Origin of the sequence: Sphingomonas sorbitolis, from assembly GCF_036663875.1 — a bacterium.
In the GTDB taxonomy this organism is placed as follows: Bacteria; Pseudomonadota; Alphaproteobacteria; order Sphingomonadales; family Sphingomonadaceae; genus Sphingomonas.
On the sequence record NZ_JAXOJS010000001.1, the window covers coordinates 877,585 to 903,238 of the forward strand.

18 protein-coding genes and 1 riboswitch are annotated in these 25,654 nt (G+C 66.4%); of the genes, 5 read left to right on the plus strand and 13 right to left on the minus strand.

What is annotated here, in order from left to right; all coding sequences use genetic code 11:
* Nucleotides 1-7: 7 nt before the first annotated feature.
* Nucleotides 8-117: riboswitch (TPP riboswitch) on the minus strand.
* Between the two features lie 278 nt (nt 118-395).
* Nucleotides 396-1,526, plus strand: coding sequence for a histidine-type phosphatase (locus U1763_RS03610; protein ID WP_332754154.1), 1,131 nt, complete (start codon nt 396-398; stop codon nt 1,524-1,526).
* Nucleotides 1,527-1,743: 217 nt separating this feature from the next.
* Here U1763_RS03610 and U1763_RS03615 read toward each other — a convergent pair whose 3' ends face one another.
* The 4 genes from U1763_RS03615 to U1763_RS03630 form a co-directional block, all read right to left on the minus strand.
* Nucleotides 1,744-1,965 carry a hypothetical protein gene (locus tag U1763_RS03615; protein ID WP_132739797.1) on the minus strand — a complete coding sequence of 74 codons (222 nt, stop codon included), beginning with the start codon at nt 1,963-1,965 and terminating at the stop codon, nt 1,744-1,746.
* 199 nt (nt 1,966-2,164) lie between these two features.
* On the minus strand, nt 2,165-4,903 hold the full coding sequence (secA, locus tag U1763_RS03620; protein ID WP_332754155.1) for a preprotein translocase subunit SecA: 2,739 nt from the start codon (nt 4,901-4,903) through the stop codon (nt 2,165-2,167).
* A gap of 98 nt (nt 4,904-5,001) precedes the next feature.
* The gene (locus tag U1763_RS03625) at nt 5,002-5,253 is read right to left on the minus strand and encodes a hypothetical protein (protein ID WP_132896718.1); all 252 of its coding nucleotides are present in this window, start codon (nt 5,251-5,253) and stop codon (nt 5,002-5,004) included.
* Between the two features lie 35 nt (nt 5,254-5,288).
* The gene (locus U1763_RS03630; RefSeq protein ID WP_332754156.1) at nt 5,289-5,765 is read right to left on the minus strand and encodes an energy transducer TonB; all 477 of its coding nucleotides are present in this window, start codon (nt 5,763-5,765) and stop codon (nt 5,289-5,291) included.
* Between the two features lie 139 nt (nt 5,766-5,904).
* Between U1763_RS03630 and argJ the strand changes: the two genes are divergently transcribed.
* A complete protein-coding gene (argJ, locus tag U1763_RS03635; protein WP_332754157.1) occupies nt 5,905-7,125 on the plus strand; it encodes a bifunctional glutamate N-acetyltransferase/amino-acid acetyltransferase ArgJ in 1,221 nt (406 codons plus the stop codon).
* A gap of 173 nt (nt 7,126-7,298) precedes the next feature.
* Here argJ and trxA read toward each other — a convergent pair whose 3' ends face one another.
* From trxA to U1763_RS03670, 7 genes are all read right to left on the minus strand, one after another.
* Nucleotides 7,299-7,622 (minus strand): thioredoxin TrxA, encoded by a 324-nt coding sequence (trxA, locus tag U1763_RS03640; protein WP_332754158.1) that lies wholly within the window; start codon nt 7,620-7,622, stop codon nt 7,299-7,301.
* Between the two features lie 64 nt (nt 7,623-7,686).
* A complete protein-coding gene (addA, locus tag U1763_RS03645; protein WP_443026872.1) occupies nt 7,687-11,118 on the minus strand; it encodes a double-strand break repair helicase AddA in 3,432 nt (1,143 codons plus the stop codon).
* Nucleotides 11,102-14,062, minus strand: coding sequence for a double-strand break repair protein AddB (gene addB / locus U1763_RS03650; protein ID WP_332754160.1), 2,961 nt, complete (start codon nt 14,060-14,062; stop codon nt 11,102-11,104). The genes addA and addB overlap by 17 nt, the downstream gene beginning before the upstream one ends.
* On the minus strand, nt 14,055-14,753 hold the full coding sequence (locus U1763_RS03655; protein WP_431358261.1) for a nucleotidyltransferase family protein: 699 nt from the start codon (nt 14,751-14,753) through the stop codon (nt 14,055-14,057). The genes addB and U1763_RS03655 overlap by 8 nt, the downstream gene beginning before the upstream one ends.
* Nucleotides 14,754-14,806: 53 nt before the next feature.
* Nucleotides 14,807-15,775, minus strand: a complete 969-nt coding sequence (locus tag U1763_RS03660) for an aminoglycoside phosphotransferase family protein (RefSeq protein ID WP_332754406.1) — start codon at nt 15,773-15,775, stop codon at nt 14,807-14,809.
* Complete coding sequence (gene tsaE, locus U1763_RS03665; protein WP_132739821.1) at nt 15,772-16,212, minus strand: tRNA (adenosine(37)-N6)-threonylcarbamoyltransferase complex ATPase subunit type 1 TsaE; 441 nt, start codon at nt 16,210-16,212, stop codon at nt 15,772-15,774. Before tsaE ends, U1763_RS03660 begins: the two co-directional genes overlap by 4 nt.
* 115 nt (nt 16,213-16,327) lie before the next feature.
* Nucleotides 16,328-18,703 carry a PAS domain-containing sensor histidine kinase gene (locus U1763_RS03670; RefSeq protein ID WP_332754161.1) on the minus strand — a complete coding sequence of 792 codons (2,376 nt, stop codon included), beginning with the start codon at nt 18,701-18,703 and terminating at the stop codon, nt 16,328-16,330.
* 353 nt (nt 18,704-19,056) lie between these two features.
* On the opposite strand from U1763_RS03670, the gene U1763_RS03675 reads away from it, so the two are divergent.
* On the plus strand, nt 19,057-22,059 hold the full coding sequence (locus U1763_RS03675) for a TonB-dependent receptor plug domain-containing protein (RefSeq protein ID WP_332754162.1): 3,003 nt from the start codon (nt 19,057-19,059) through the stop codon (nt 22,057-22,059).
* Between the two features lie 121 nt (nt 22,060-22,180).
* Nucleotides 22,181-22,585, plus strand: coding sequence for a protease inhibitor I42 family protein (locus U1763_RS03680; protein WP_332754163.1), 405 nt, complete (start codon nt 22,181-22,183; stop codon nt 22,583-22,585).
* 75 nt (nt 22,586-22,660) lie between these two features.
* Here the strand turns inward: U1763_RS03680 and ahcY are convergent, their stop codons facing one another.
* Both ahcY and U1763_RS03690 read right to left on the minus strand, forming a co-directional pair.
* Nucleotides 22,661-24,121, minus strand: coding sequence for an adenosylhomocysteinase (gene ahcY / locus U1763_RS03685; protein ID WP_443026873.1), 1,461 nt, complete (start codon nt 24,119-24,121; stop codon nt 22,661-22,663).
* A 226-nt stretch (nt 24,122-24,347) separates the two neighbouring features.
* Nucleotides 24,348-24,908, minus strand: coding sequence for a YqgE/AlgH family protein (locus U1763_RS03690; protein WP_332754165.1), 561 nt, complete (start codon nt 24,906-24,908; stop codon nt 24,348-24,350).
* 109 nt (nt 24,909-25,017) lie between these two features.
* Between U1763_RS03690 and U1763_RS03695 the strand changes: the two genes are divergently transcribed.
* A complete protein-coding gene (locus U1763_RS03695; protein ID WP_332754166.1) occupies nt 25,018-25,497 on the plus strand; it encodes a peroxiredoxin in 480 nt (159 codons plus the stop codon).
* Nucleotides 25,498-25,654: the final 157 nt, after the last annotated feature.

Sequence of the window (25,654 nt, forward strand, 5' to 3'; positions counted from 1 at the left end):
GGACGACGGGCCAGCCGCAGACCCTCCCTACGCCGGTATAAGCCGGATCAGGTTCAGCGGGTCATGGGCTGCAGCCCACCTCTCAGCCGCGCATCAGCGGCCCCCCGGGGATGTCTGTCGTTTAGGTGGTTGGGCGCGTGTTGGAAAGCGCTATCGCGGTATGCGCCCAGCGGCCGGGGTATGTTCCCATCCGATCGTCATCGGGTGCGGCTCGCCGTATCGGGATCGGCCCTGAAAGAGACGAGGATGGTGTCACGCCAGTGAAAAGGGGTGCGCGTACAGCGCGATCGGCGGCTGCCGTCTCATGTCAAACCAGGACTTCCTCGATGCGTGCTATTCGTCCCTCTTTGTCCAATTTTTGTACGGCGCTCGCCCTGCTGTCGGCCATACCGACCATGACCCAGGCACACCCGGTTCCCAGCGGCTTGCGCCTCGAACGCGTCGTGATGGTGATGCGGCACGGCGTCCGCGCGCCGCTCTCGGGCGAAGTGCCGGTGACGACGCGCACCGCCCAGCCCTGGCCGAACTGGCCCGTTCCCGAAGGCCAGCTGACACCGCACGGCGCTTCCGCAATCGAGTTGCTCGCGCGCCATGATCGTCGCTGGCTCGCGTCGCTCGCGCTCACGCGGTGTCCAGCCGCAGCTACGGTTCGGATCTGGACCAACACGGCCAGCCGGACGATCGCCAGTGGAGAGGCGTATGCGCAGGGGTTAGCGCCCGATTGTCGATTGACCGTAGGCCACCTTGCCGAAGATCGGACTGATCCGATCTTCGAACCGCTGGCCGCCGGCGCGACCGCCTTTAGCCCCAGCCAGGCAATCGCCTCGATCGACCGCTTCACCGGTGGGATGGCCGCGCTCGTCGCGCGTCACCGCCCAGCCCTTGCGTTGCTCGACACCGTGCTGGGATGCAGTCATGGCGCATGCAGCCCGGTCGACCCGCCGTCGCTGGTCGCATCGACCGATCGCCGTGGGATCGAACTATCCGGGCCGATCCGGGCGGCGTCGGGCATCGCGCAGGTCCTCCTGCTGGAAGACGCCGAGGGCATGCCGCGTCGTGCGGTTGGATGGGGACGCGCCGATCCCGCGACGATCGCGCGGCTCGGCGCCCTGCATGCCGCGCTGTTCGACGTGTTCACGCGGTCACCCTATATGGCGGCGCATCAGGCTTCGCCACTCGGCCATCGGATCATCGATACGCTGACCGCCGCCCGCGCGCCGCGTCTCGATGTGATGGTCGGCCACGACACCAACGTCACCGCGCTGGCCGCCGCGCTGCACGTTGCTCTCGATGCCCCCGGCTTTGCTCGCAACGACGTCGCTCCGGGCGGTGCGATGGTGATCGAACGGTTGCGCGATCCACGATCGGGCGAACGGTTCGTCCGCCTGTACTACCGCGTACAGTCTCTCGCGACGATCCGTGCGCTGCGCCCGGAGGTCATCGCGACACCGCTTGCTGTTCCGGGGTGTGCGGCGCCGTGTCGGCTCGACCGTTTCGTCGCGCTGTTAAAGTCACGGATCGCTTAACGTTGCCGTCATCGCGCTGTGTGCATCGGCAAGCTCACGGATTCGGCCCAGAGCATCAATCGTGCAGCGGCTGAGACGGGCATGCCAAGACGGGCAGGCATAAAGTCAGACGACGCACCGTACCTGTTACCGGACAGTGCGTCGTTATCTGGTGCCCCAACCGAAACGACTAGGCCATGCTACCTATCGACTTGGACATTCCAGTCATTGGCAGACCTCAGCCATGAGCCCGGGCGCGAGCCTTTTCGGCCCTTGCCTGCTTCGCATAGTGATGATGCGCTACGGCACAACCGACCGCGGCGCCCATCACCGCGTGGCCCTCGCCAACGAAATGGCCACCGACGCCGCCGGCCGCCGCACCGCGAATACAACCTTTGGCCAAGGCTGGCGATGCCGTCATGGCCAGTAACGGGAGTGCGATCAGGGAAATGTAACGCATGCCTCAGGTCCTTGAAGAACAGGGTTAGGACCGGAACTACTCGCGGCAATACGCTGATGTTCCGTGAGATTTCGTTCATGTTCCCATCGTCGCCAAACGCCGATTGCGGTCGGCGGCCGACCATCTTCGTTAACCTCGCAACGAGTGATCACAGCTTGCGCGGAGCAGCCAAACTTCCGCGCAAGCCGTAATCAATCGATCAAACGGCGCCGTGGCACTGCTTGTACTTGCGCCCCGACCCGCACGGGCATGGTGCGTTGCGGCTGACGACGCCTTCCCAATTCGCCGGATCCTCGCCGATATCGGCTTCCTGCGGCTGAGGGATCTGCAAAGGCGGCATCGTCGAGGTGATGTGGCCGCGCGTGCCCGCATCGAAGTCGTTCGAATTGTCCTCGCCCGTGAACGGGTCGAAATGCGTCGTGATGAAGTCCGGCAGTTCGGGCAATCCGACCGGTGCCTGCATCTGGAACTGCGCATGCGCGATCGTCTTGGTCACGTCCTCGCGGATCGTTTCGAGCATCCGCTGGAACAGCGAGAACGCCTCCTGCTTATACTCGTTGATCGGCGTCTTCTGGGCGTACGCGCGCAGGTGGACGACCTGGCGCAATGCGTCGAGCGTCGCCAGATGCTCCTTCCAGTGATGGTCGAGATTCTGCAACAGGATCGACTTCTCGACCGACGTCCACGTCTCCGCATCGAGATCGGCTGACTTCTGTGCGATCGCCTCGTCGGCCATCGCGCGGACACGCTCCTCGATCACCTCGGGGTCGACCGACTCCTCCAGCAGCCATGCGTCGATCGGCGGCTCGAGGTTCATCACCTCGGCAAGCCGCGTCTTCATCCCCGCGACATCCCACTGCTCGGGATACGAGTTCGGCGGGCACGCATCGCCGACGATCACGTTGACCGTCTCCGCGCGCATGTCGGTCACCACGTCGCCAACCGTATCAGCATCCATGATGTCCGCGCGCTGCTCGTAGATGACCTTGCGCTGCTCGTTCATCACGTCGTCGTACTCGACGACCTGCTTGCGGATGTCGTAGTTGCGCGCCTCGACCTTCTTCTGCGCGGTCTCGATCGCCTTCGACAACCACTTGCTGCCGATCGCCTCGCCATCCTCGATATTGTTGCGCATCATCTTGGCGAACAGCGTGTCCGGCCCGAAGATACGTAGCAGATCGTCGTCGAGGCTGAGATAGAAGCGCGAAAGGCCCGGATCGCCCTGACGGCCCGAGCGCCCGCGCAGCTGGTTGTCGATGCGTCGGCTCTCGTGCCGCTCGGTGCCGAGCACGAACAGGCCGCCCGCGGCGAGCACTGCCTGCTTCTCCGCCTCGATCTCGATCGTGATCCGCTTCGCCGCCTCGTCATACTCGGGCGTGCCCTCGACCAGTTCGGGATGCTCGTCGAGCATGCGGAATTCGAGGTTGCCGCCGAGTTTGATGTCGGTGCCGCGGCCCGCCATGTTGGTCGCGATCGTCACCGCGGACTTGCGCCCGGCCTGCGCGACGATGTGCGCCTCCATCTCGTGGAAGCGCGCGTTGAGGACCTTGTGATCGACGTTCTCGCCGACCAGGAACTCGCTCAGCATCTCGGACTTCTCGATCGACACCGTGCCGACCAGCACCGGCTGGCCCAGGTCCGCGTGATGCTTGATCTTCTTGGCGATCGCCGCGAACTTGTCCTTGGTGTCCTTGTAGAACTCGTCTTCCTCGTCGACGCGCTTGACCTCGACATTGGTCGGAATGCTGACGACGTTGATCTTGTAGATGTCGTAGAACTCGGCCGCCTCGGTCGCCGCGGTGCCGGTCATGCCGCCGATCTTGGGGTACATGCGGAAATAGTTCTGGAACGTGATCGAGGCCATCGTCTGGTTCTCGGGCTCGATCTGGACGCCCTCCTTCGCCTCGACCGCCTGGTGCAGGCCGTCCGACCAGCGCCGGCCGTCCATCATGCGACCGGTGAACTCGTCGATGATGATGACCTTGCCGTCCTTGACGATGTAGTCGATGTCCGACTTGAACATCACGATCGCACGCAGCGCCTGGTTCAGGTGATGCACGACCTGCGTGTTCTCGAAGTCGTAGAGGTTCTGCCCCTCGAGCAGCCCCGCCGCCTCGAGCATCCGCTCGACCTTCTCGGTGCCGTCCTCGGTGAGGATGATCGTCTTCTGCTTCTCGTCCTTGTCGTAGTCGATCGGATCGAGCTGCTTCACGACCGCGTCGACCTGCATGTACAGCTCGGACTTGTCGTCTGTCGGGCCGGAGATGATCAGCGGCGTGCGGGCCTCGTCGATCAGCACAGAGTCGACCTCGTCGACCACCGCGAAGTTGAACGCGCGCTGCGTCATCGCGCTGCGCTCGTACTTCATGTTGTCGCGCAGGTAATCGAAGCCGAACTCGTTGTTGGTGCCGTAGGTGATGTCGGCGGCGTAGGCGGCGCGGCGTTCCTCGTCCGACAGGTTGGGGATGATGACGCCGATCGTCATGCCGAGGAAGGTGTAGACCTGCCCCATCCACTCCGCGTCGCGTGCCGCGAGGTAATCGTTGACGGTGACGACGTGGACGCCGTCACCAGGGAGCGCGTTGAGATAGGTCGCGAGCGTCGCGACGAGCGTCTTGCCCTCGCCGGTCCGCATCTCGGCGATCTCGCCGCGGTGGAGGACGATGCCACCGACCATCTGCACGTCGTAATGGCGCTGGCCGAGCACGCGGTGCGCCGCCTCACGGACGGTCGCGAACGCCTCGGGGAGCAGGTCGTCGAGCTTCTCGCCCTCTGCGAGCCGCGCGCGGAACTTGATTGTCTGCGCGGAGAGCTCCCCGTCCGACATCGCCTGGAGCGACGGTTCGAACGAGGCGATCTTCGCAAGGATCGGGTTGAGCGACTTGACGTACCGGTCGTTGGACGAACCGAACAAGGATTTGGCGAGGCCACCGAACATGGGCTAATTTCCTGAGATTATGACGCGGCTGCACGCTGAGGGCACGCACGCGGGGAGAGATAGGGCGGCCCGTAAGCCGAAGGGTTAGAAGCCCGACGCTATTCGCGCCGGCGGTCCGCCCAGATCGGAGCCTTGCTCAAGGCGATGACTCGCAACGCCGCGGAGACGCAAACGTCTTCCAGCGACGCCAGAACCGCAGCAGGTCGTATCGCAACCTTGACCGGCGCTGCCGCAACCGACTGCGAGCAAACGCTACCCTGCGCAACCGCCTGTGCCGACTGGCCACGCACGCCCGGCACCGCGCCGGTCAGCGCGGACAGGAGGGCGGAAAGGAGCAGCAGCAGGTTCATGCAGCACCGGCTGTATGCGAGCCGGCGCGATAAATCTACCGTTCGTCTCGTGGCAGCGCCCATCGAACGCGGGGAAGCTCGAAGCGCGAGACGATCGCTGCGCCACGTGCATCGCGCGCCGGCCTGAAGCGACCGTGACGGACCGCCGCGCGGCACGTACCGCGATCAAGCCTCCTGATACCACTTCCGGCGAGGATCTCACAGGCCTCGACGCGGCCATCGATGCCGACGAGTAACGCGACCCGGACCGCACCCTCCTGCTCGGCCCGGATTGCAGCCGGGGGATAGTCATCGGGACCGAACCATTCCGCATAGCTGCCGACCGGGCGCGCGGGGGTTACGGCAACGGGAAGATCACGGGGGAGAATCGTCGGGTACGGGGACCGCCAGGAGCGATAACCGTCCTTGGCGGCGAGCAGGATGCAGGCGGCAAAGGCCAGGCTGCACGCCGCGATCAGCGCAAGGACCGCAACCATCACGGTCGGGCTACTGCCATCGAACCGGGCGCCCAAGTGGCTGGGATATGGTTCGCTTACGTTTGCGTCCGTCATCGTAGAGCCCCCTCGCGCCATCTTGGACACCGGCGGACCGTCGACGGTCAAGCGCGATCGGCGATCTTGCCGCCCGGATTGCAGCGACTATGAAGGCGGAATGCAGACCTCGCCGCTCGCCTTGCCCTTCCCCGCCGCCCCTTCGATCGACGGAGTCACACTGCATGTCGCGCGGGCTGCGTACAAGAATTGGAATCGGTGCGACCTGACGTTCGTGACGCTGGAACCGGGGACCGTGGTCGCCGGTGTGCTGACGCAGAGCAAGTGTCCCTCGCCCGAGGTGGAGTGGTGCCGTGCGGCGCTGACACTCGGGCAGGCTCGGGCGCTGGTCGTGAATGCCGGCAATTCGAACGCCTTCACCGGGTCGCGCGGGCGTGCGGCAGTCGAGGCGATCGCGGCGCGGACCGCGGCGCATCTAGGCTGCCAGCCTTCGGACGTGTTCGTGTCCTCGACCGGCGTGATCGGCGTGCCGTTGCCAATCGACAAGGCCGAAGCGGGCCTCGACGCCGCCTTTGCTGCCGAGCCGTGCAGCTGGGAGGATGCCGCCGCGACGATCATGACGACCGATACGTTCACCAAGGGCGCGGTGACGACAGCAGTCATCGGCGACCGCACTGTCTCGCTGGTCGGGATCATCAAGGGTTCGGGGATGATCGCGCCGGACATGGCGACGATGCTCGGGTTCATCTTCACCGACGCGGCGGTCGAGCCCGAGTTCCTGCAAGCCGCGTTGTCGAAGGCCAACGCGCCGAGCTTCTCGTGCATCACCGTCGACAGCGACACCTCGACCAGCGACACGGTGCTCGCGTTCGCGACGGGCAAAGCTGGCAATGTTCCGCTGAGCGATGATGACAGCATCGGCGCCGACGCATTCCGCGCAGCGCTGGCGGACTTGTGCCACCAACTCGCGATGCTCGTCGTCCGCGACGGCGAGGGCGCGGAGAAGTTGATCGAGATCCAGGTGACCGGCGCGGAGAGCGACCGCAGCGCGCACCGCATCGCGATGAGCATCGCCAACTCGCCGCTCGTGAAGACCGCTATTGCCGGAGAGGATGCGAACTGGGGCCGCGTCGTCATGGCGGTCGGCAAGGCAGGCGAACCCGCCGATCGCGACACGCTCTCGATCCGGTTCGGGACTACGCAAGTTGCCGAAGGTGGGCTTGCGCTCAGCGGCTACGACGAGGCGCCGGTCGCTGCGCACCTCAAGGGCAACGAGATCGAAATCGGCGTCGATCTGGCTCTGGGCGAAGGCCGCGCCACAGTTTGGACCTGCGACCTGACGCACGGTTATATCTCGATCAACGCCGACTATCGGAGTTGATCTTAACCCAAGCAGAGTTCCGCTGGAGCCAATCTAGATATCCGTCACCCACCTCCGTCCGTCACCCCAGCGAAAGCTGGGGTATCCCGGTTGGCGAGCGGATCGGCTCCAACCGGGAGATCCCAGCTTTCGCTGGGATGACGGGGGGGTAAGACGACGGATCCACGTATAGCTTAGGCCAGTTCACCCTCGAGCCAGGCCTTCAGCCGACCCTTGGGCTCTGCGCCGACCTTGGTTGCCGCCGGTGCGCCGCCCTTGAACAGGATCATCGTCGGGATGCCGCGGACGCCGTACTTGCCCGGCGCGTCGGGGTTGTCGTCGATGTTCAGTTTGACGATCGTCACCTTCTCGCCGAGCTCTTCCGAAATCTCCTCGAGCGACGGCCCGATCATCTTGCAAGGGCCGCACCATTCCGCCCAGAAATCGACGAGCACGGGGCCGTCGGCGTTCAGTACGTCCGCATCGAAGCTGGCATCGGTGATCTGCTTGGTCGCCATCGTGAATTCTCCTTGGTTGAATCGTATCTAAGGTCGCTCGCGTGTGCGCTCAACCACCGGGGCGCTAGCTTTGCTCCGTGGGCCGATAGTGCGGCTTGTTCGCGGCCAGCGTCTCGTCGTTAAGCACGATCAGCCGCGGTCCGGCCGTGTACAGCAAGGCTGCCTCGACCGATCGCCCCGGAAAGATAACGCCCAAGGCTTCGGCATAGGCGGCCATCTGCTTCAGATGGTATTCCGGCACGTCGTCGAGGCCGCGTGGTGCGCGTCGACCGGTCTTGAAGTCGACGACGCGGATGCGGTCTGGCTCGATCAGCAGGCGATCGACCGTACCCGACACGACCATGCCGTTCGCGAGGGTCGCGGCGATCGGCGCTTCGGCCAACGTATCCGCGCCGAACAGCTCGGCGAAGCGCGGATCGTCGAGCACTGCAACCACGCTCTGCATGATTTCGGACCGTGCGGCGGGATCGTCGACGCCGCCTGCTTTCGCCAGCCAGCGATCGGCTGCCGTCGCGCGGTCGGTGGCGGCAACCGCCGGCAGCCGCTCGAACAGCGCATGGATCAGTCTGCCCCGCTCCGCTGCGATGAGCATCGCTGGAGTCGGCGGTGGATCGGACACCGAGTCATCACCGAGCGCAGACGGTGACAGCGGACGAGGCGGACGCGCTTCTTGCGGTGCGGGTTCATGCGCCCAAGCCGGCAGCTGCGCATTAGCCGCACTCTCGACCGAAGCCGGAGCCTTGGCGATCACCGCAGGCTGGGGTTCGACCCCGGCGAACGTCCGCGCGCCCTCGCCCATCGGCACCTCAAGTGTCGTCAGCGCCCGATCGGCCGCAGCGTACCAGCTGTTCTCCGGCGGCACGCCCTTCGCGCGCGGCCCGAGCGCACCGACGATCACCAGCCGCTCTTCGGCGCGTGTTGCGGCGACGTAGAACAGCCGCCAATGCTCCTCTAACTCGCGCTGTTCGGCCGCGGATACGACCACATCCAGCGGCCCGCCACGCTCGCTCGAGCGCGGGCGGAATACCGGGATCGGCGAAGCCCCAGGCTCGGGCGCCCATTTCAGGATCGAGCGCGGCGCCGCCGACGGATCCGCCGTTGCATCCGCGAGGATCACCAGCGGCGCCTGCAACCCCTTCGCACCGTGCGCGGTCATAACCCGGACCGCGTCGAGCGGCGCGGATGGATCGCGGACGATCTCGACATCGCCGCGATCGAACCAGTCGAGAAAGCGCTGCAACGACGGCGTCGTCGTGCTCTCGAACGTCAGCGCGGCGTTGAGCAGTTCCTCGATCGGATCGCGCGCCTCGGTTCCGAGCCGGCGGATCAGCTTCCGCCGGCCATCGAGCGGACCCGACAGCAGCTCCTCCAGGAACTGATACGGCGTGGCGATGTCCGCGCGTGCGAGCATCGCCAGCAAAGGGGCGAGCCTAACCGCGGGTTGCGTGCGTTGCAGGTGGCGCCACAACGGCCCGGCCTCGCGCGGGGCGGCGGCCATCAACTCGTCCTGCGTCCAGCCGATCAGCGGGGAGACGAGCAACGCCGCGACGCTCAAATCGTCTTCCGGCTGCAACACGAAGCGGATCGTCGCGAGCAGATCCTGCACCGCGAGCGGCGCGTTCAGCCGCAGGCGATCGACGCCCGCCACCGGCACGCCCTCGGCATAGAGCCGCGCGACGATCAGCGAGGCGAGGTCACCGCGCCGCTTGACCAGGATCATCACGTCCTCGGGCCGCAACCGCCGCCCCTTGCTCTCCAGCATGAGCCCCGTGTCGGACGCGAGCCAGCCCTTCACCGCGCGGGCGATATCGCTCGCGAGTTTGCGGACCGCGTCGTCGACCCAGCCTTCTTCGTCGTCCTCGCTGCCGCCAGCCGATACCGGTGGCCACAAGGTCACGGTGCCTGGCCCGGCGACCTCGCTGGCGTGCTGTTCGACCTCGCCGGCGATGCCTAGTCCCGGCTCGCCGATCGCGTCGATCGCCGCATCGACGAACTCCAGCACGGTTCGCGTCGATCGGAACGAGTGGCGGAGCGACAGTCGCGCCAAGGGGAGCCCGCGCTCCTCCTCGGGCCAGTCGTCATCGCCTTCCGCCTCGCTCGCACGCCCGCCGAAATACTGTTCGGCGGCCTGGAAATTGAGCGGGTCGGTCCCCTGAAACCCGAAGATCGCCTGCTTGTAGTCGCCGACCGTGAACAGCGTCCGCGTCGATGGCGCATAGATGCCGCGGCCGACGAAGAACTCGTCCGCCAGCGCGCGGACGATCCGCCATTGATGGCCGTTAGTGTCCTGCGCTTCGTCGATCAGCAAATGCTCGGTCGCCTGGTCGAGCTTGTAGCGCACCCATTCGCCGATCCCCGGCTGGTCGAGCAGCGCCACCGTCGTCGCGATCAAATCGTCGAAATCGACCGCGCCTGCGCGCCGCTTGGCCAACGCATAGCCCCGAGCATAATCGCGCCCGACCTCGAGCCCGTCGGCGAGCAGATCGCAATAGGTCGCGCGCTGGACCATCGACAGGACGTCGGTGCAGGCCTCACCTAGATCGCGCGCGAGCACCTCGTAATCGGGCTCGGCATCGATCAGTTTTTTCGAGGCTTTGCGCTGCGTGCCTGTGCCGGTGAGCACGACGCTGGCGAGCTCGTCCAACGTCGCTGCGCGATCCTCGGACTCGAGCCACCGCTGCACGGTCGCCGCCGCGGCCTGGCCGGTAGCGGTCCCCCACGCGCGGTTCGCCGCGGCAATGCGCGCGATCGCGTCGAGGTCGAGCGCGTCGCACCACTCCGCGATCGCCTCGTCGATATCGCCGGAGGGAAGCCCGAGTTCGCGGCGGAGCCATGGCTGGATCCCGACTGGCAGCGCCTCCAGCGCCGGCAGCGCACGGGCACAGGCGAGCAGGAACGCCTCCGCCCCACCCTCGCCCATCCGCAGCGACAGTCGACCGACGATCTCAACCGGGCGTTCGCGGCCCTCGCGCTCGGCGTCCGACAGCATCGTCGCCAATGCTTCCCGCGCGAGCCCCGCCTCTTCGCGCGCCTCCAGCGGACGGAACCCCGGCGTCAAACAGGCCTCGACCGGGAACGCCGCGAGCAACCCCTGGCAAAATCCGTGGATCGTCTGAATGCGCAAGCCCCCGCCCGGCGCGTCGAGCACTTTGGCGAACAGGGTGCGCGCACGGTCCTGCAACGCCTGGACCGGGCTCTCGCCGAGCGCGATCAGGTCCGCCGCCAGCGCTGGCGCGGGCATCCGCACCCATGCGGCGAGTCGCCCGTTGATCCGCTGCGCCATCTCCGCCGCGCCCGCCTTGGTAAAGGTCAGGCAGAGGATTGCGCCGGGATCGACCCCGCGCAAAAGCAGCCGGAACACGCGTGCCGCCAGCACCTGCGTCTTGCCCGTACCCGCCGACGCGGACAGCCAGACGTGCGAGGCCGGGTTGCTCGCATCGGCCTGCGCGCCTCTCAGCCGGGGCAGCGTGGCGAGCGCGTCACCGCTCACGGCCATACCATTCGTCGCGTCGCATCAACTGGTCGTACTCGGCATAGGGGGCGTATTCGGGTACGAGCTTGGCGGTGAACGCGGCGCTGCCGGTCAGCCATTCGCCGACGACTTCGGTGAAGTTGTGCGCGGCGATTGACGTGAATTCGGCGGTCGGGATCTTGTCGCGCTTGCCCTCGGGATCGACCGGGCTCTCGATATAGCCGAACGCGTCGCGCTTCTTGCCGAGCGACCAATATTCGAACGCGCCCGCGGTGCCAGAGACGTCGGGGAAGCCGCCGCGCTCGGCGATCAGGCCCAGCAGGCCGAGTTGCAGGCTGTAGCCGGCGCGCACCGCGGTCGGCGAAGGCGGCTTGCCGGTCTTGTAGTCGATCACGGCCAGGCGCCCGTCGGGGAGCTTGTCGATGCGGTCGTAGCGGCCCGATAGGGTTACGCCGGCGATTTCGATCTTGCCCTTGCCCTCGGCACTGGCGACCGTCCGGCCGTCTTCGCCCTGTGCGACGATCGCGCCGGCGATCCAGTCGATCGCCTCGAGCAGGCGCGGCTGCCACAGCGCGCGCATCATCGGGTGCGTGCGCTCATCGTCGAGCATCGCCTTCGCTCGCTGTCGCAGCGTGTCGACGGTGCAGTTGTCCTGCTTCCACCATTGCTCGAGGATGTCGTGCACCGCCGTCCCGCGCCACGCTGCGCTGGGGTCGGCGTCGACGGGGTCGAGCGGCATCAGCCCGAGCACGCGGCGTGCGTAGAAGGCGTAGGGGTCGGCCTTGAGGCGATCGACCTCGGTGACGGAAATCGCCTTCGGACGCAGCAGCGCGGGGGGCGAAGGCGCGGGACGGTCGGCGGGGAGATGCTCGCCCGGATCGTCTAGCGCTCGCGTCCAGCCTTCCAGTGCCGAAGCCCGCTCGAACCGATCGCCTGCGAGCGCCTGCAACCGCAGCCAGAGCCGCGACGCAAGCGCGGGCGACTTCGCGTCCCGCCGTGCTCGCGTGACCACTGCTCGCGGCGCCCCCAAAGCTTGCGCAAAATCATGCGCCGCGGTGCCGACCCGCCGCTCCAGCCCCGGCAGGCCAAGCTCCATCCGGATGCGCGGCGCCAGCCAAGGATCAGGCGCAGGCCGCCCCGGCCACACGCCTTCGTTCAGCCCGCCGAGCACCATGACGTCGGCCGTCTGCAACCGCGCCTCGATCAGGCCATAGATCGCGAGCCGCGGGTGGCCGCCCGGTGCCGGCCGTACCGCGACCTCGTCGAGCAGCGTTCGCAACAACTGCGGCAGTTCGCGCGGATCGATCCGCGGCGGTCCGGCTGGGGCTTCGGCTTCCAAATCCGCTAGGAACTCGGCTGCGGCACGCCCTGCGAGGCCCGACCAGAGATTGTCGCCGCACAACGTCTGCGCCGTCTCGCGCAGGCAGGCGAGCACCGACGCCAGAGGCTGCGGTCCCTGATCGAACGCGTTCGCCAGCGGCGTCAGCAGCGGCTGGACGTCGGTCCACCATGTTGCCGCCGTGCCTTTGCGCTCCTCCAGATGTCCGGCGATCCCGTCGAGCCCCGCCGCCGGCCTTGGCCCGCGCAACCGTCGGTCGAGCGCGCGTGCGCCGTCGAGCCATAGCAAGCGATCCTCGCCCGCGCGCACCAGGGGGTGTTTCAGCAACGCCAGCAACGCGAGCGGCGAGAAGCGTTGCGCTGCCGCCTCGGCCAACGCGAGCAGCAGCGTACCCGGTGGCAGGATCGACAACGGTCGCCCCGCGCTGTCGTCGATGCCGATATTCCAGCGCCCGAGATGCGCTGCCACTCGCCGTGCCAAGGCACGATCCGGCGTGACGAGCGCGGCGGTCCGCTCGGGTACCTCCAACGCCTCGCGCAGGACGAGCGCGATCGCCTGCGCCTCCTCCGCTGGGGTCGCGAGTTCGGCGGCGGTCACGCCCTTCAAACGGCGATCCTCCGCCGCGATCTGCGTCCACTTGCCGGTGAAATCCGCTGGCGCCAGCGCGTTGGCGATCGCTCGGCCACGCGCCGCATCGGCGTCATGCCCGCCACCCTCGCGCCACGTCTGCACCTCGCCGCGAGCGACCCCCATGCGCAGGAGCATCAGTTTCGCGTCGAACTGCGGATGCGTTTCGATCGAGCGCCGCGTGAGCCCAGTCACCGGGTTCGGATCGTGCGGGCCGAGCGCGGCCCATTCCTCGTCCGGCAGCGCCAGGTCGAGACCTGCGAATACCACCATGCCCTGCGGCATGTCGGCGATGCAGCGGAGCAGGCGCGCGACCGCTGGCGCGGAATCGGTCACGCCCGCCGCGCAGACGATCCCGGCAGGCGATGCACTTCGCCAACGCTGGGCAAGCCGGTCGAGCAACGCCGAACGCCTTGTCGCCGCATCGATCCGCTCAAGCCGCGCGAGTTCGCCTGGCCAGCGTTGCAGCACGATCTCGAACGTCGCCAGCGCGCGCCGCCAATGCTCGGTGAGTTCGGGGCCGAGCTCGATATCGCGCAACTTGGTTGGCGGCACCTCCTCGACCAGCAGCTGATCGAGCGTCCGCGCAAGTTCGCCGGCAAGCCGTACCGCCTCGGCCGCGTCGACGGGATAGCCTTCCCGCGCCCGCTCTTCCGACACCAGTCGCGCCAAGATCATGCGCCGCTGATAGGGCGGCACCGCAGGCAGCGGTGGATCGACATCGTCCGCGGGATCGAGCGCGGCGCCGACCGCCTCGCCCATCTCCGGATCGCCCAGCGCCACCAGCCTCGGCAACACGAGCCCGCCGCCGCTCGCGCGCACGAACGCTTCGGTCACCGCCTTCACCGCTCGGTTGTTCGGCAACACGACCAGCGCGCGCGCTAGCGCCAGCGGATCGCGTCCCGCCTGCCGCATCAGCCCGGCGACCAGCGCATCCGCAAACGCCCGGTGCGCGGGGATCGTGTACAGTGTCGGACGACCCGCCGTGGCGACATCAGCCATCCGCGAGGATCGCCTCGGTCCTGGGTATCGCGGCGGGGGTGCCGACGTCGAACCACAGGCCCTGGTGGACCTGACCGTAAGCGCGGCCCGCCTCGATCGCGCGATCCCAGAAGATGTTGGTCGAGAACGGCCCCTCCGGCCAGTCCGCGATCAGCCGCGGGTGGAGAATCTGGATACCTGTATAGGCGAACGGCGCGAGCCGGCCGGACTTGCGCCGCCCGCTGATCCGGCCATCGGCGGCGAGGTAGAAATCGCCCGGTCCGCGGTGATTATGCGCACGCGCAAGCGGTACCATCAGCAGCAGCGCGTCCATCTTCGCATCATCCCAGCGTGACGCGAGCAGCTTGATCGCGTCGACTGGTCCGTCGATCCACAGATTGTCGCTGTTCACCACCAGCACCGGCGCATCACCAAGCAAGCCACGCGCCTGGACGAGGCCACCACCCGTCTCCATCAGCATTTTTCGCTCGTCCGAGATCACGACATCGATCCCCGCGAACCGGTCGGTGACGTGCGCCTCCAGCGTGTCCGCGAGGTAATGTACGTTGACGACCGCGCGCTTGATCCCGGCGGCCTGCAACCGCTCGAAGACGTGGTCGATCAACGGCTTGCCGGCGACCTGCACCAGCGGCTTGGGGCGCGTCGCGGTCAGCGGGCGCATCCGCTTGCCCAAGCCCGCGGCCATCACCATCGCCGTCTCAGGCACGATCCCGCGCGGGACAGGGCGGATCGTCTGCTGGCGGCTCACGCGCTTAGGACCAGCGGATCGCCACGCAACGCCGCCGGTACATTGGCCTCGAACCATGCCGCGACCGGCGCCATCACCGGTTGCGCCAGGTCGCGCTCCAGATACGCCCAGACACGCGGACACATCGTCGCGTAGTGCGGCTTGCCGTCGCGCTTCCACAGCCGCGTGAAGATGCCGAGGATCTTGGCGTTCCGCTGCGCGCCGAGCACATGATACGCGTTCATGAAGTCTTCCCCCGCGTCCGCCGCCGCGCGATATCGCTCTAGCATTGCCGCCTCGATTGCCGGATCGACCGTCCGCCGCGCATCCTGCAACAGCGATACCAGGTCATAGGCCGGATGCCCCGCCAGCGCGTCCTGAAAATCAAGCAGGCCGAGCGAACGCTCGGGCCCAACCAGCATCAAATTCTCGGCGTGATAGTCGCGGAGTACCGTGACCGGCGTCTCGGCGATTGCATGATCGAACACCGACTCCCAGGCCGCGTCCCAGCCCGCCAGATCGGGCTCGATCCCGACCGCCGGGCAATACCATTCGACGAACAGCCCTGCCTCACGCTTCAGCACCGCGCGATCATAGGGAGGTACCGGTCCCGCCGGCTCGGCGCGCAACCGCACCAGCAGATCGATTGCCGGCGCATAGAGCGACAGTTCCTCGTCCGGCGCGGCATCGACGGTCTCGCGCAAACGGATATCGCCAAAATCCTCGATCAACACGAGCCCTTGGTCGAGATCGCACGCCAAGATCGCTGGCGCCGCGAAGTCGCGCTCGGCCAGCCATTCCGCGATGGCAATGAACGGCCGCGGGTCTTCGTGAGGGGGCGGCGCGTCCATTAAAATCGCCTGACGCCCAACCTCGACCGCGCGGAAATAGCGCCGGAACGACGCGTCGCCGGCGACTGGGAGGATCTGCGCCTCACCCCAGCCATGAGCGTCGAGAAAAGCGGCGGCGCCGGGCGGCGGGGTCATGTCGGCCATCGCGACCTCCAAGCTTCCGGGACTCCTACTGTCAAGCCGCGCGTGCCGTCCGGCTCGATCGTCAGGCTCAAGCGAAGCGCATCCGGCCAATAATCAGGACCGGCACGCTCGGGCCATTCGACCAGCAACAGCGAATCATAGCGCGCGTCGTCGAGAGCCAGTTCCTCGATCTCGGCGGGGTCGTCGATCCGGTAGAGGTCGACATGGAGGACGGGGAAGCGGACTTCGGGCGGCTCGTAGGGCTGGACGATCGCGAAGCTGGGCGATGGCGCCTCGCCAGCGAGGCCGAGTGCTGCGAGCAGTCCTCGCGCGACGCTGGTCTTGCCGGCGCCGAGTGTGCCTTCGAGGGTGATCACATCGCCGGGGCGGACACGTCCTGCGAGCATCGCTCCGAATGCCTCGGTCGCTTGCGGATCGAGGAGCCTCACCACCCTCCGTCACCCCGGACCTGTTCCGGGGTCCAGCCGTCAGCACTCTCTACGGTCGGCGAACACGCGGAACGGTGGATGCCGGAACAAGCCCGGCATGACGGCGTGGCAGTAATCATCGCCGCGGCAATTCTACGGTGATCAACGTGCCGGCTCCGGGTTCGGAGACCAGCTCGATCGTCCCGCCATGCGCCTCCACGAACTGCTTGGCCAAGGGCAACCCCAGACCAAGCGCGCGATCCCCCATCGGTTTCGACTCCGCAAATCGGTCGAACGCATGCGCGACCGCCTCGGCATCCATCCCGATCCCGTCGTCTGAAACAACAATCCGCGCCGACGTCGCATTGCCGTCGGTGTGCAGCAACACCCGCCCGCCATCGGGCGTTGCCGCGACCGCGTGGCGCAGGAGATGCTCGACGACCTCCTTCAACCGCTTCGGATTGCCGTTCACGCGCCCGGTAGAACGCGCCACCTCGACCGCGAAGTCGAGCTTCCGCCGCTTGGCAGACGGCAGGATCGTCTCCGCCGCCGCGCGAACAGTGGTCGCGAGGTCGACATCTGTCCGGTCGGTCTCCGCTCGATCGCTTTCCGCCCGCGTCAGATCGAGCACGTCGTCGACCAGCAACCCAAGCCGCTCGACGGACTCGAGGATCGCCCCGACATAGCCCTCGGCCTGCGGCGTCATTGCGCCTGCGTACCCGCCGTGCAGCATCTCCGCGAACCCGCTGATCGACGTCAGCGGCGTGCGCAGTTCGTAGCTCATGTTCGCGACGAACGCAGTCTTCACCTTGTCAGTCGCTTCAAGCGCGTTCGCCCGATCCCGCAAAGCCTGCTCCGCGCGCCGGCTGTCGGTGATGTCGAGCATTGTGAACAGCGCATTCCCGTCGGGCAGCGGCACGCCGGCGAACTCGAAATGCCGCCCATCCGCGAACGCCACGCGTCCGCCGCGCTGCTGGCGTCCGACTGTCGCCGAGCGGACGAGATCGGGGATCAACGCGGACCGCCCCGGCGTCGCGAGCTTGGCGCCAGCCGCCTCGGCAAACGCATCGACACGCGGATGCGAGGCGAGGAACTCTTCCTCCAGCCCCCACAATGCGCGGAACCGGTTGTTCCAAAGCTGCAACCGGCCATCCGCCGCGAACACACCGAGTGCCTCGAACAGATTGTCGAACGTCGCGGTCCGCACGCGCAGCAAGGTATCGCGCGCGCTGGCGAGTTGGACCTGCTCGGTGCGATCCTCGAAGATCAGCAGCAGGCCGCCGTCCGGCAGAGGCTGCGCGACGACGCGAAGATGCGTGCCGCCCCGGAGGTGCCAATTCTCCTCCATCGCCCCCCCGCCAACCGAGCCGCCCTGCGCCGCGCCCGTCTGCATGAACCAGTCGCGCCGTTCCGCCTTCCAGCTCGGGAAGTCGCGGACCTCGGGCAGCCGGTTGGCTTCGCGCATTCGCTCGAGCACGCGGTCGAACTCGGGGCGATCGGCGAGCCATTCGCTGCGCATCGCGAACATCCGCCGAAACGGCTGATTGCAGAACACGAGCGAGCGGTCCCCGCCAAACTGCGCCACGCCGGCTGACAACCGATCGAGCATCGCGCGTTGGGCTTCGGCAAAGCGCTTTGCCCCCGACCGCGCCTGCTCCAGTTCCTCGATATCGATCGCGAACCCGGCCACGCCGCCGCTCGGCAGCGGCACGTCGTAGATCTGCAACGACCGGCGCGCGCCGTCGATCGTCGCCGGCAGGACCTGTTGATGCGGCCGCCCCTGCTCACGCGCAACCGCCGCGCCAGCGAGTGGCCCGCCGCGCCCCGATCCCTCGACCAGTTCCAGCCCGCGCGCGACGACATCGGCAGCGTCACGCCCCTCGACCGCATCGACATAGGCCGAGTTGACCATCGCCAGCCGCAGATCTGTCGCGCGGTACCACATCGGCATCGGCGCGGCCTCGATCAGCCCGGTCAACGACTCATATGCTTCACCCAGCCGCGCGGTTTCCGCCCCAAGCCGAGCGATCTCCGCCTCGCTATCGGTCGCGTCGAACGCCCAGAGCAGCACCGCACCCGTGGCGCCCATCTCGCCGGGGGCTCGGCCCCCGCGAAACGTGATCGCGCGCGTCGAACCCTGCAGCCGGACCGAGCGAACGAAGGCCCGCCCCGACCGCTGCGCCGCAGTGACATCCGCGATCAACCGCGCGGCATCGTCCGGGGACAGGCTCGTGCCGCCGGTGGCCAGCTCTGCCAGCGACCGCGGCGGTACGTCCAGCCCAAGCCAGTCCGCCATCCGCTGCGTCATCTCGATCCGCCCACCCGAGCGTATCACCGTGACGATCGCCGGCGATCCGTCGAGGATCGTCCGCAACTGCGCGTTCGCCGCGACGATGTCCGCGGCACCGTTTTTCGCGCGCAGCCCATAGAACAGCGCCGCGCCGCCAGCGACGACGAACACCAGCAGCAGCGCCCCCGTCAGCAGTGCAGCGCCATAGCCAAGCGTGATCATCGCGAAAGCGGCAAGGTGCGGGGATTAGCCATCGCCAGACGTCTAAGCGCGACGGTGCCGATGGGGAAGCCGGCAGCCGCCAAATTCACGCGCGCATGTCGGTCGACTTGCCCGATCGATCGACCGGTTATCTGGCAGCACGCCGCTGTGACCGAGGCGTCGCCGGATTAGATAGGCCAGTGGCCGTGTCCCAGCTAGGTCGCGGTGTTGCAAGGAAGAAACACTGCGCAATAATCGGTCGCGGCTCATCGCAAGACAATGGCAGTGCTGCTTTCGCGGGCCTAGGCGCGCCTCATTGGCGAAGGACAGATACGTTGTCGTTTCGCCCGAACCGTTAGTCAGGACGTTCAAGAATGCAGACATATCGCCGCCGCCTGCTCGCCACGACGCTGTTCGTCGGCGCTGTCGCCATTGCCGCCCCCGCCGTCGCCCAGACCGCGCCGACGGAAGCGCCCGTCACCGATCCCGCCGCGTCGCAGCCGGCTCCCGATCAGCCCACCGCGCAATCCGCCGCCGATCCCGCCGCTCAGGCGACCGGTCGGGCCGCGCAGGGTGACGAACCCGCTGGCGATATCGTCGTAACCGGGTCGCGCATCTCGTCGCCATCCGCCACTGCCGCCTCGCCGTTGCAGTCGATCAGCGCCGACCTGATTCGACAGTCCGGCGCGGTCAACGTACAGGACGTGTTGCTCCAGAACCCGACGTTCGGCGCGCCCGGCATCAGCCGTACCAACTCGAGCTTCGCAACCCAGTCGGCGGGCGTCGCCACCGTCAACCTGCGCAACCTGGGTGAAGACCGCACGCTCGTTCTCGTCAACGGTCGTCGATTCGTTTCGGGCGTTCCCGGCAGCAGCGCGGTCGATCTTAACGTCATCCCCGCACAGTTCCTCGAGCGCACCGACATCCTGACCGGCGGCGCTTCGGCCGTGTACGGTTCGGACGCGGTCGCAGGCGTGGTCAACTTCGTCTACAAGACCAAGTTCGACGGCCTAAACATCGACGCACAGCAGGGCATCTCGCAATATGGCGACGGCGCAGATCGCCAGATCAACCTGCTGGCCGGCAAGAACTTCGCCGACGGTCGCGGCAACATCATGCTGTTCGGCGGTTATTCGAAGCAGGGCACCGTCCTGAAGAAGGACCGCTCGACCGAGGCCGGTTCGAGCGCGATCGACCGCACCAGTGCGTCGCTGACCCCGAACGATCCTGAAGTCCTGCTGTCGGGGTTCATCCCGGGCGGCCGCTTCTACGCCGGCGATCAGACGTTCAGCTACGGCACCGACAACACGTTGCGGGACTGCACCACGGTCAGCTGCGGCGGCTTCAACCGCTCCGACTCGCGCTATCTCGCCGTGCCGGTCGAGCGCTATCTCGCTGCCGGTCGCGCGAACTATGAGGTCTCGCCGGCCGCCAACTTCTTCGTCGAGGGCAACTACGCCAAGACCAAGGCGCGCACCAATATCGAGGCGTTCCCGCTCAGTTCGGATCTCGTCAACATCGCGTCCGGCGGCCAGGTGCCGATCCAGACAATCGTCGGCGGGGCGACTTTCCGCAATCCATATGTGCCCGATGCGATCTTCAACGCGGCGACCGACACCGACGGAGATGGCCTTAAGGACATTTACTTCGATCGTCGCCTGACCGATTTTGGTCCCCGCACGAGCAGCGCGACGCGCGACATGTTCCGCATCGCCGGCGGCGTGAAAGGCAAGTTTCTCGAGGATCGCTTCAACTACGAAGCCTATGGCATTTATGGCCAGACCATCGAGAACCAGACCGGCAACGGGCAGTATGACAGCACCAAGTTCACCCAAGCGCTGAATTCGTACCGCGATCCGGCAACCGGCCAGATCGTCTGCGCCGATCCCGCAGCACGCGCAGCCGGCTGCGTCCCTGCGAACATCTACGGCATCAACGCACTTGCGCCGGCCGCCGATTATCTTGCGGTGCCGACTTCGTTGCGTTCGAAGATCACGCAGACGGTCGCTGGGGCGAACGTCTCGGGCAAGCTGTTCTCGCTGTTCGGTGCCGATCCGGTCGGCTTCAGCGTCGGTACCGAATATCGCCGCGAGAGCAGCAGCAACACGTTCGATCTGCTCACCCAGCAGGGCTTGAACGGTAACAACGCGCTGCCGTCGACCAGCGGTCATTTCGACCTGATCGAAGGCTTTGCCGAGACGATCGTTCCGCTGCTTCAGGACCGTCCGTTCTTCCACTCGCTGTCGGTACGCGGCGCGGTCCGGGTGTCGAACTATTCGACCGTCGGCACCACGGTCAGCTACAATTATGGCGGTGAATGGGCGCCGATCCAGGACGTCCGCTTCCGGGTCATGCAGGCACGCTCGGTACGCGCACCGAACGTCAACGAACTGTTCCAGCCTGCCCAGCAGGATTTCCCGACCGGTCTTCAGGATCCCTGCGCCGGTGTGACCGCGACGACCGCCGGCACGCTCGGCACGCAGTGCCGCGGCGCGGCAGGCGTTGCCGCCAACATCGCAGCGAACGGTGCGTTCGCGGTCAACCAGGCGGATCTCCAGGGCGTCACCAGCTTCGGTGGCGGCAACCCCGCACTGCAGGAAGAGAAGGGCAATTCGTTCACCGCAGGCGTGGTCATCAACCCGCGCTCGGTCGCGGGCCTGCGCAACCTTGTCGTCAGCGTCGATTACTTCAACATCAAGATCGACGACGCGATCGTCACGACGCCGCTCCAGTTCATCCTGAACCAGTGCTACAACTCGGCGATCCAGCAATATTGCGACCTGATCGTTCGCCGTCCGGCCATTACGGGCCCGAACAGCGCCGGTTCGCTTGACGAGGTCAACACGTCGCCAAGCAACAGCGGCGGCGCAAAGACGTCGGGTATCGACGTTGCAGTTGACTGGCGATCGAACCTGTCGTCGCTCGGTCTGGCTGGCGATCTGACGCTGCACGGCGCCTACACGCACCTGATCAGCGGCTACAACGTACCGTTGCCTGACTCCGCACGGGATTATTTCGCTGGCGAAATCGGCGCGCCGCGCGACAAGTTCAGCATCACTTCGGGCTACGACATCTCGGGCATCGGCTTCACGATGACCGGCACGTGGCTGAGCCAGTCGAGCCTCGACGACCAATTGACCCTCGTCCGCCCGGGCAGCGATCTCCAGTACCGCGTCCGTCCGCAGTTCTACCTCGACTCGCAGGTTCGTTTCCGGACGAGCGACGGCTTCGAGTTCTATGTCGGCGGATCGAACCTACTGAACAACAAGCCGCCGTTTATTGCCGACATCGGCGCATCGGCCGGTCAGGATACCGATACGTCGGTCTACGATCCGCTCGGCCGTCGTTACTATGCGGGCGTTCGCATGTCGTTCTAAGCCACCTGCATTAGCGAACTACAGAGGGGGGCCGGAAACGGCTCCCCTTTTTTATTGCGGCGAAGGTAAGTATCTCTGTCGCGTCCAATGGACTGCGATCTCTGCCAATGGAGTACTGCGGATGAACTGGATGACGGGAATTGCAACGATGGCGTTGGCGGCTTCGGGCCTGGCGACCGCTGAACTGGCTACTGGCACTAGTAAAGTGCTGCGGGTGGAGGACGTGGGTCGATTGGTCCCCGTCACGCCTGGATCCGAAATCCGGATCGCGCTGCCGTCTATCATTGGCACAAGCTATCGGTGGCAAATCTTGTCGTCGAAGCGGGTGACGCTCGCGGCACCCATCACTACGATCGACGATCCCGATCGTTCTGTCGGCGCGCCCGGCTTACCGCAGGTCGCCTTGATCAGACTTCGCGCGCCATCAAGCGGAACCGCGAGCGTCCTGCTGGGCGAGGTGCGCGATGGCAGCGGCGGTGGCGCGGAGTCCAACTCGTACCGCTTCCGCTTTCGCGTCGTCTCATAGGTATGGCGCCGTAACGAAAAGGCCGCGCCCACCTAATGGTGGACGCGGCCTTTTACGCAGCGATCGTCAGGAAGATCAGTAGCGGTAGTGGTCCGGCTTGAACGGGCCTTCGACCGGCACGCCGATGTAACCAGCCTGCTTGTCGGAAAGCTTCGACAGCTTCACGCCGAGCTTCTCGAGGTGGAGCATCGCGACCTTCTCGTCGAGGTGCTTCGGCAGGACGTACACTTCGTTCTTGTAGTTCTCGCCCTTGGTCCAGAGCTCGATCTGCGCGAGCGTCTGGTTGGTGAAGCTGGCCGACATCACGAACGACGGGTGGCCGGTGGCGCAACCGAGGTTCACCAGGCGACCCTTCGCCAGGATGATGATCTGCTTGCCGTCCGGGAACTTCACCAGGTCGGTGCCGGGCTTCACTTCGGTCCAGTCGTAGTTCGATAGCGCGGCGATCTGAATCTCAGAATCGAAATGACCGATGTTGCAGACGATCGACATCGGCTTCATCGCCTTCATGTGATCGGCGGTGATGACGTCGGCGTTGCCGGTCGCGGTGCAGAAGATGTCGGCGCGGGTCACGGCCTCTTCCATCGTCACGACTTCGAAGCCCTCCATCGCCGCCTGCAGTGCGCAGATCGGGTCGACTTCGGTGACCATCACGCGTGCGCCGCCGTTGCGGAGCGACTGGGCCGAGCCCTTGCCGACGTCACCGAAGCCGGCGACGCAGGCGACCTTCCCGGCGAGCATGACGTCGGTCGCGCGACGGATCGCGTCGACCAGCGATTCCTTGCAGCCGTAGAGGTTGTCGAACTTCGACTTGGTGACCGAGTCGTTGACGTTGATCGCGGGGAACGGCAGCTCACCCTTCTTGGCGATCTCGTAAAGACGATGAACGCCCGTCGTAGTCTCTTCCGAGACGCCCTTCAGGTTCTTGACGGTCTCGGTCAGGTAGCCGGGGTTCTTCGCGACGTACGCCTTTAGCGCACGCTGCATCTCGACCTCTTCCTCGTTCTCGGGCTCGGGCATCGTGTGGCCGGCTTCGAGCTTGGCGCCCCAGAGCGCGAACATCGTCGCGTCGCCACCGTCATCGAGGATGATGTTGGCGGTCTGGCCTTCTACGTCGCGATCCCACGAGAAGATGTCGCCGACATAGTTCCAATAGTCCGCCAGGCTCTCGCCCTTGATCGCGAACACCGGCACGCCGGTCGCTGCGATCGCGGCAGCGGCATGGTCCTGCGTCGAGAAGATGTTGCAGGTCGCCCAGCGGACGTCGGCGCCGAGCGCGGTCAGCGTCTCGATCAGCACCGCGGTCTGGATCGTCATGTGCAGCGAGCCCGTGATGCGCGCGCCCTTGAGCGGCTGCGACGCGCCGAATTCGGTGCGCAGCGACATCAGGCCGGGCATTTCGGTCTCTGCGATGTTGATTTCGGCGCGGCCGAAATCGGCGAGGCTGATGTCGGCGACGACGTAGTCGGGCTTCGCGGGGGCGAGGGTGGTGGCCACGATGGGTCTCCTGGAAATTCTGTGATCGGCGAGCCTCATGCCCGTGCCGGATGCCGTGCCACTTAGGGGATCGGAGGGCTCAAATCAAATATAAAGATATCTTTATATGATGGATGTAGCCCCGCCCGCCGCCGCAAACTTTCCTCCCCCGCCAGGGGGAGGTGGCACCGAAGGTGACGGAGGGGGAGGACGCGGAGCAAAGGTTACCCTTTCCTCCCCCTCCGTCTGGCAAGCGCCAGCCACCTCCCCCTTGCGGGGGAGGATTTCAGGCCCGCCCCGTCTCCGCCACCAGCAACCGCGGATCCACGCCGGCCTTCGCGAAGGCAGAGGTCCAGCGATCCTCTGCCACAGTATCGAACAGCAGTTCGGCATCCCCCGGCACGTTGAACCAGCCCGGCCGCGACAGCTCGCCCTCGAGCTGTCCGCCATCCCAACCGGCATAGCCAAGCGCCACGACCCACTGCGACGGCCCCTTCCCTTCGGCGATCGCGCGCAGCACGTCGACCGTGCTCGACAGCTTCCACCGCCCGGCGACATCGACCGAATCCTGTCCGCCCCAGTCAGACGAGTGCACCACGAACCCCCGCCGCGGCTCGACCGGCCCGCCGAAATGCACCGGCGCGTTCGGCGAGTCGCCCGGTTCGATCCCGAACTGTTCGAGCAGATCGTGGAAGCCCAGCCCGTCGATCGTCGCGCCGATCCCAATCCCGATCGCACCATTCTCGTCATGGCTGCACATCGCGATCACCGCGCGGGCGAAGCGCGGGTCGCTCATCCCCGGCATCGCGAGCAGGAATTGTCCCGAAAGAAAGGCCGTCTTGTCCATGCGTTGGAACATAGCGGCGCAGACGAGCGCCCGCCACGCTTGAAATACCGGCGCCCGCGTCCAAGGTACGGCTCGCGCGAGACCAACTCGCGGCGACAGGAGATTTCAGATGACGATCAGCGTCGGCGACCGCCTTCCCACCACCACTCTCGTCAAGGCCACCGCGGATGGCCCCGATCAGGTCGATACCGACAGCTTCTTCAAGGGCCGCAAGGTCGCGCTGTTCGCGGTCCCCGGCGCGTTCACGCCGACCTGTTCGGCCAAGCACCTCCCCGGTTTCGTCGAGAAGGAAGCCGAGCTGAAGGCCAAGGGCGTCGACGAGATCGCCTGCGTCTCGGTCAACGACGCGTTCGTGATGGGCGCATGGGGCAAGTCGGCGGGTGCCGGCGACATCACGATGCTGGCCGACGGCAATGGCGATTTCGCCAAGGCGATCGGCCTGACGATGGACGGCTCGGGCTTCGGCATGGGCACGCGCAGCCAGCGTTACTCGATGCTGGTGAACGACGGCGTGGTCGAGCAGCTAAACGTCGAGGCCCCCGGCGAGTTCAAGGTGAGCTCGGCCGAGCATCTCCTCAGCGAGATCTAATCCTCCCCGGCACGGGGAGGGGGACCGTTCGGCACCTTGCCGAAGGGTGGAGGGGGCTCACCGCGAGCGTTACGCTCGTGGGGCGCCCCCTCCGTCAGCCCAAGCGGGCTGCCACCTCCCCGACACGGGGAGGATTGAGGTGGTCTTGCCACCGTAA

Bases quoted from the DNA above. Each gene is read 5' to 3' on its own strand.
- U1763_RS03610 (WP_332754154.1), top strand. From the start codon at position 396: ATGACCCAGGCACACCCGGTTCCCAGCGGCTTGCGCCTCGAACGCGTC.
- U1763_RS03615 (WP_132739797.1), bottom strand. From the start codon at position 1,965: ATGCGTTACATTTCCCTGATCGCACTCCCGTTACTGGCCATGACGGCA.
- secA (WP_332754155.1), bottom strand. From the start codon at position 4,903: ATGTTCGGTGGCCTCGCCAAATCCTTGTTCGGTTCGTCCAACGACCGG.
- U1763_RS03625 (WP_132896718.1), bottom strand. From the start codon at position 5,253: ATGAACCTGCTGCTGCTCCTTTCCGCCCTCCTGTCCGCGCTGACCGGC.
- argJ (WP_332754157.1), top strand. From the start codon at position 5,905: ATGCAGACCTCGCCGCTCGCCTTGCCCTTCCCCGCCGCCCCTTCGATC.
- trxA (WP_332754158.1), bottom strand. From the start codon at position 7,622: ATGGCGACCAAGCAGATCACCGATGCCAGCTTCGATGCGGACGTACTG.
- addA (WP_443026872.1), bottom strand. From the start codon at position 11,118: ATGGCCGTGAGCGGTGACGCGCTCGCCACGCTGCCCCGGCTGAGAGGC.
- addB (WP_332754160.1), bottom strand. From the start codon at position 14,062: ATGGCTGATGTCGCCACGGCGGGTCGTCCGACACTGTACACGATCCCC.
- U1763_RS03655 (WP_431358261.1), bottom strand. From the start codon at position 14,753: ATGGTGATGGCCGCGGGCTTGGGCAAGCGGATGCGCCCGCTGACCGCG.
- U1763_RS03660 (WP_332754406.1), bottom strand. From the start codon at position 15,775: ATGACCCCGCCGCCCGGCGCCGCCGCTTTTCTCGACGCTCATGGCTGG.
- U1763_RS03670 (WP_332754161.1), bottom strand. From the start codon at position 18,703: ATGATCACGCTTGGCTATGGCGCTGCACTGCTGACGGGGGCGCTGCTG.
- U1763_RS03675 (WP_332754162.1), top strand. From the start codon at position 19,057: ATGCAGACATATCGCCGCCGCCTGCTCGCCACGACGCTGTTCGTCGGC.
- U1763_RS03680 (WP_332754163.1), top strand. From the start codon at position 22,181: ATGAACTGGATGACGGGAATTGCAACGATGGCGTTGGCGGCTTCGGGC.
- ahcY (WP_443026873.1), bottom strand. From the start codon at position 24,121: ATGAGGCTCGCCGATCACAGAATTTCCAGGAGACCCATCGTGGCCACC.
- U1763_RS03690 (WP_332754165.1), bottom strand. From the start codon at position 24,908: ATGGACAAGACGGCCTTTCTTTCGGGACAATTCCTGCTCGCGATGCCG.
- U1763_RS03695 (WP_332754166.1), top strand. From the start codon at position 25,018: ATGACGATCAGCGTCGGCGACCGCCTTCCCACCACCACTCTCGTCAAG.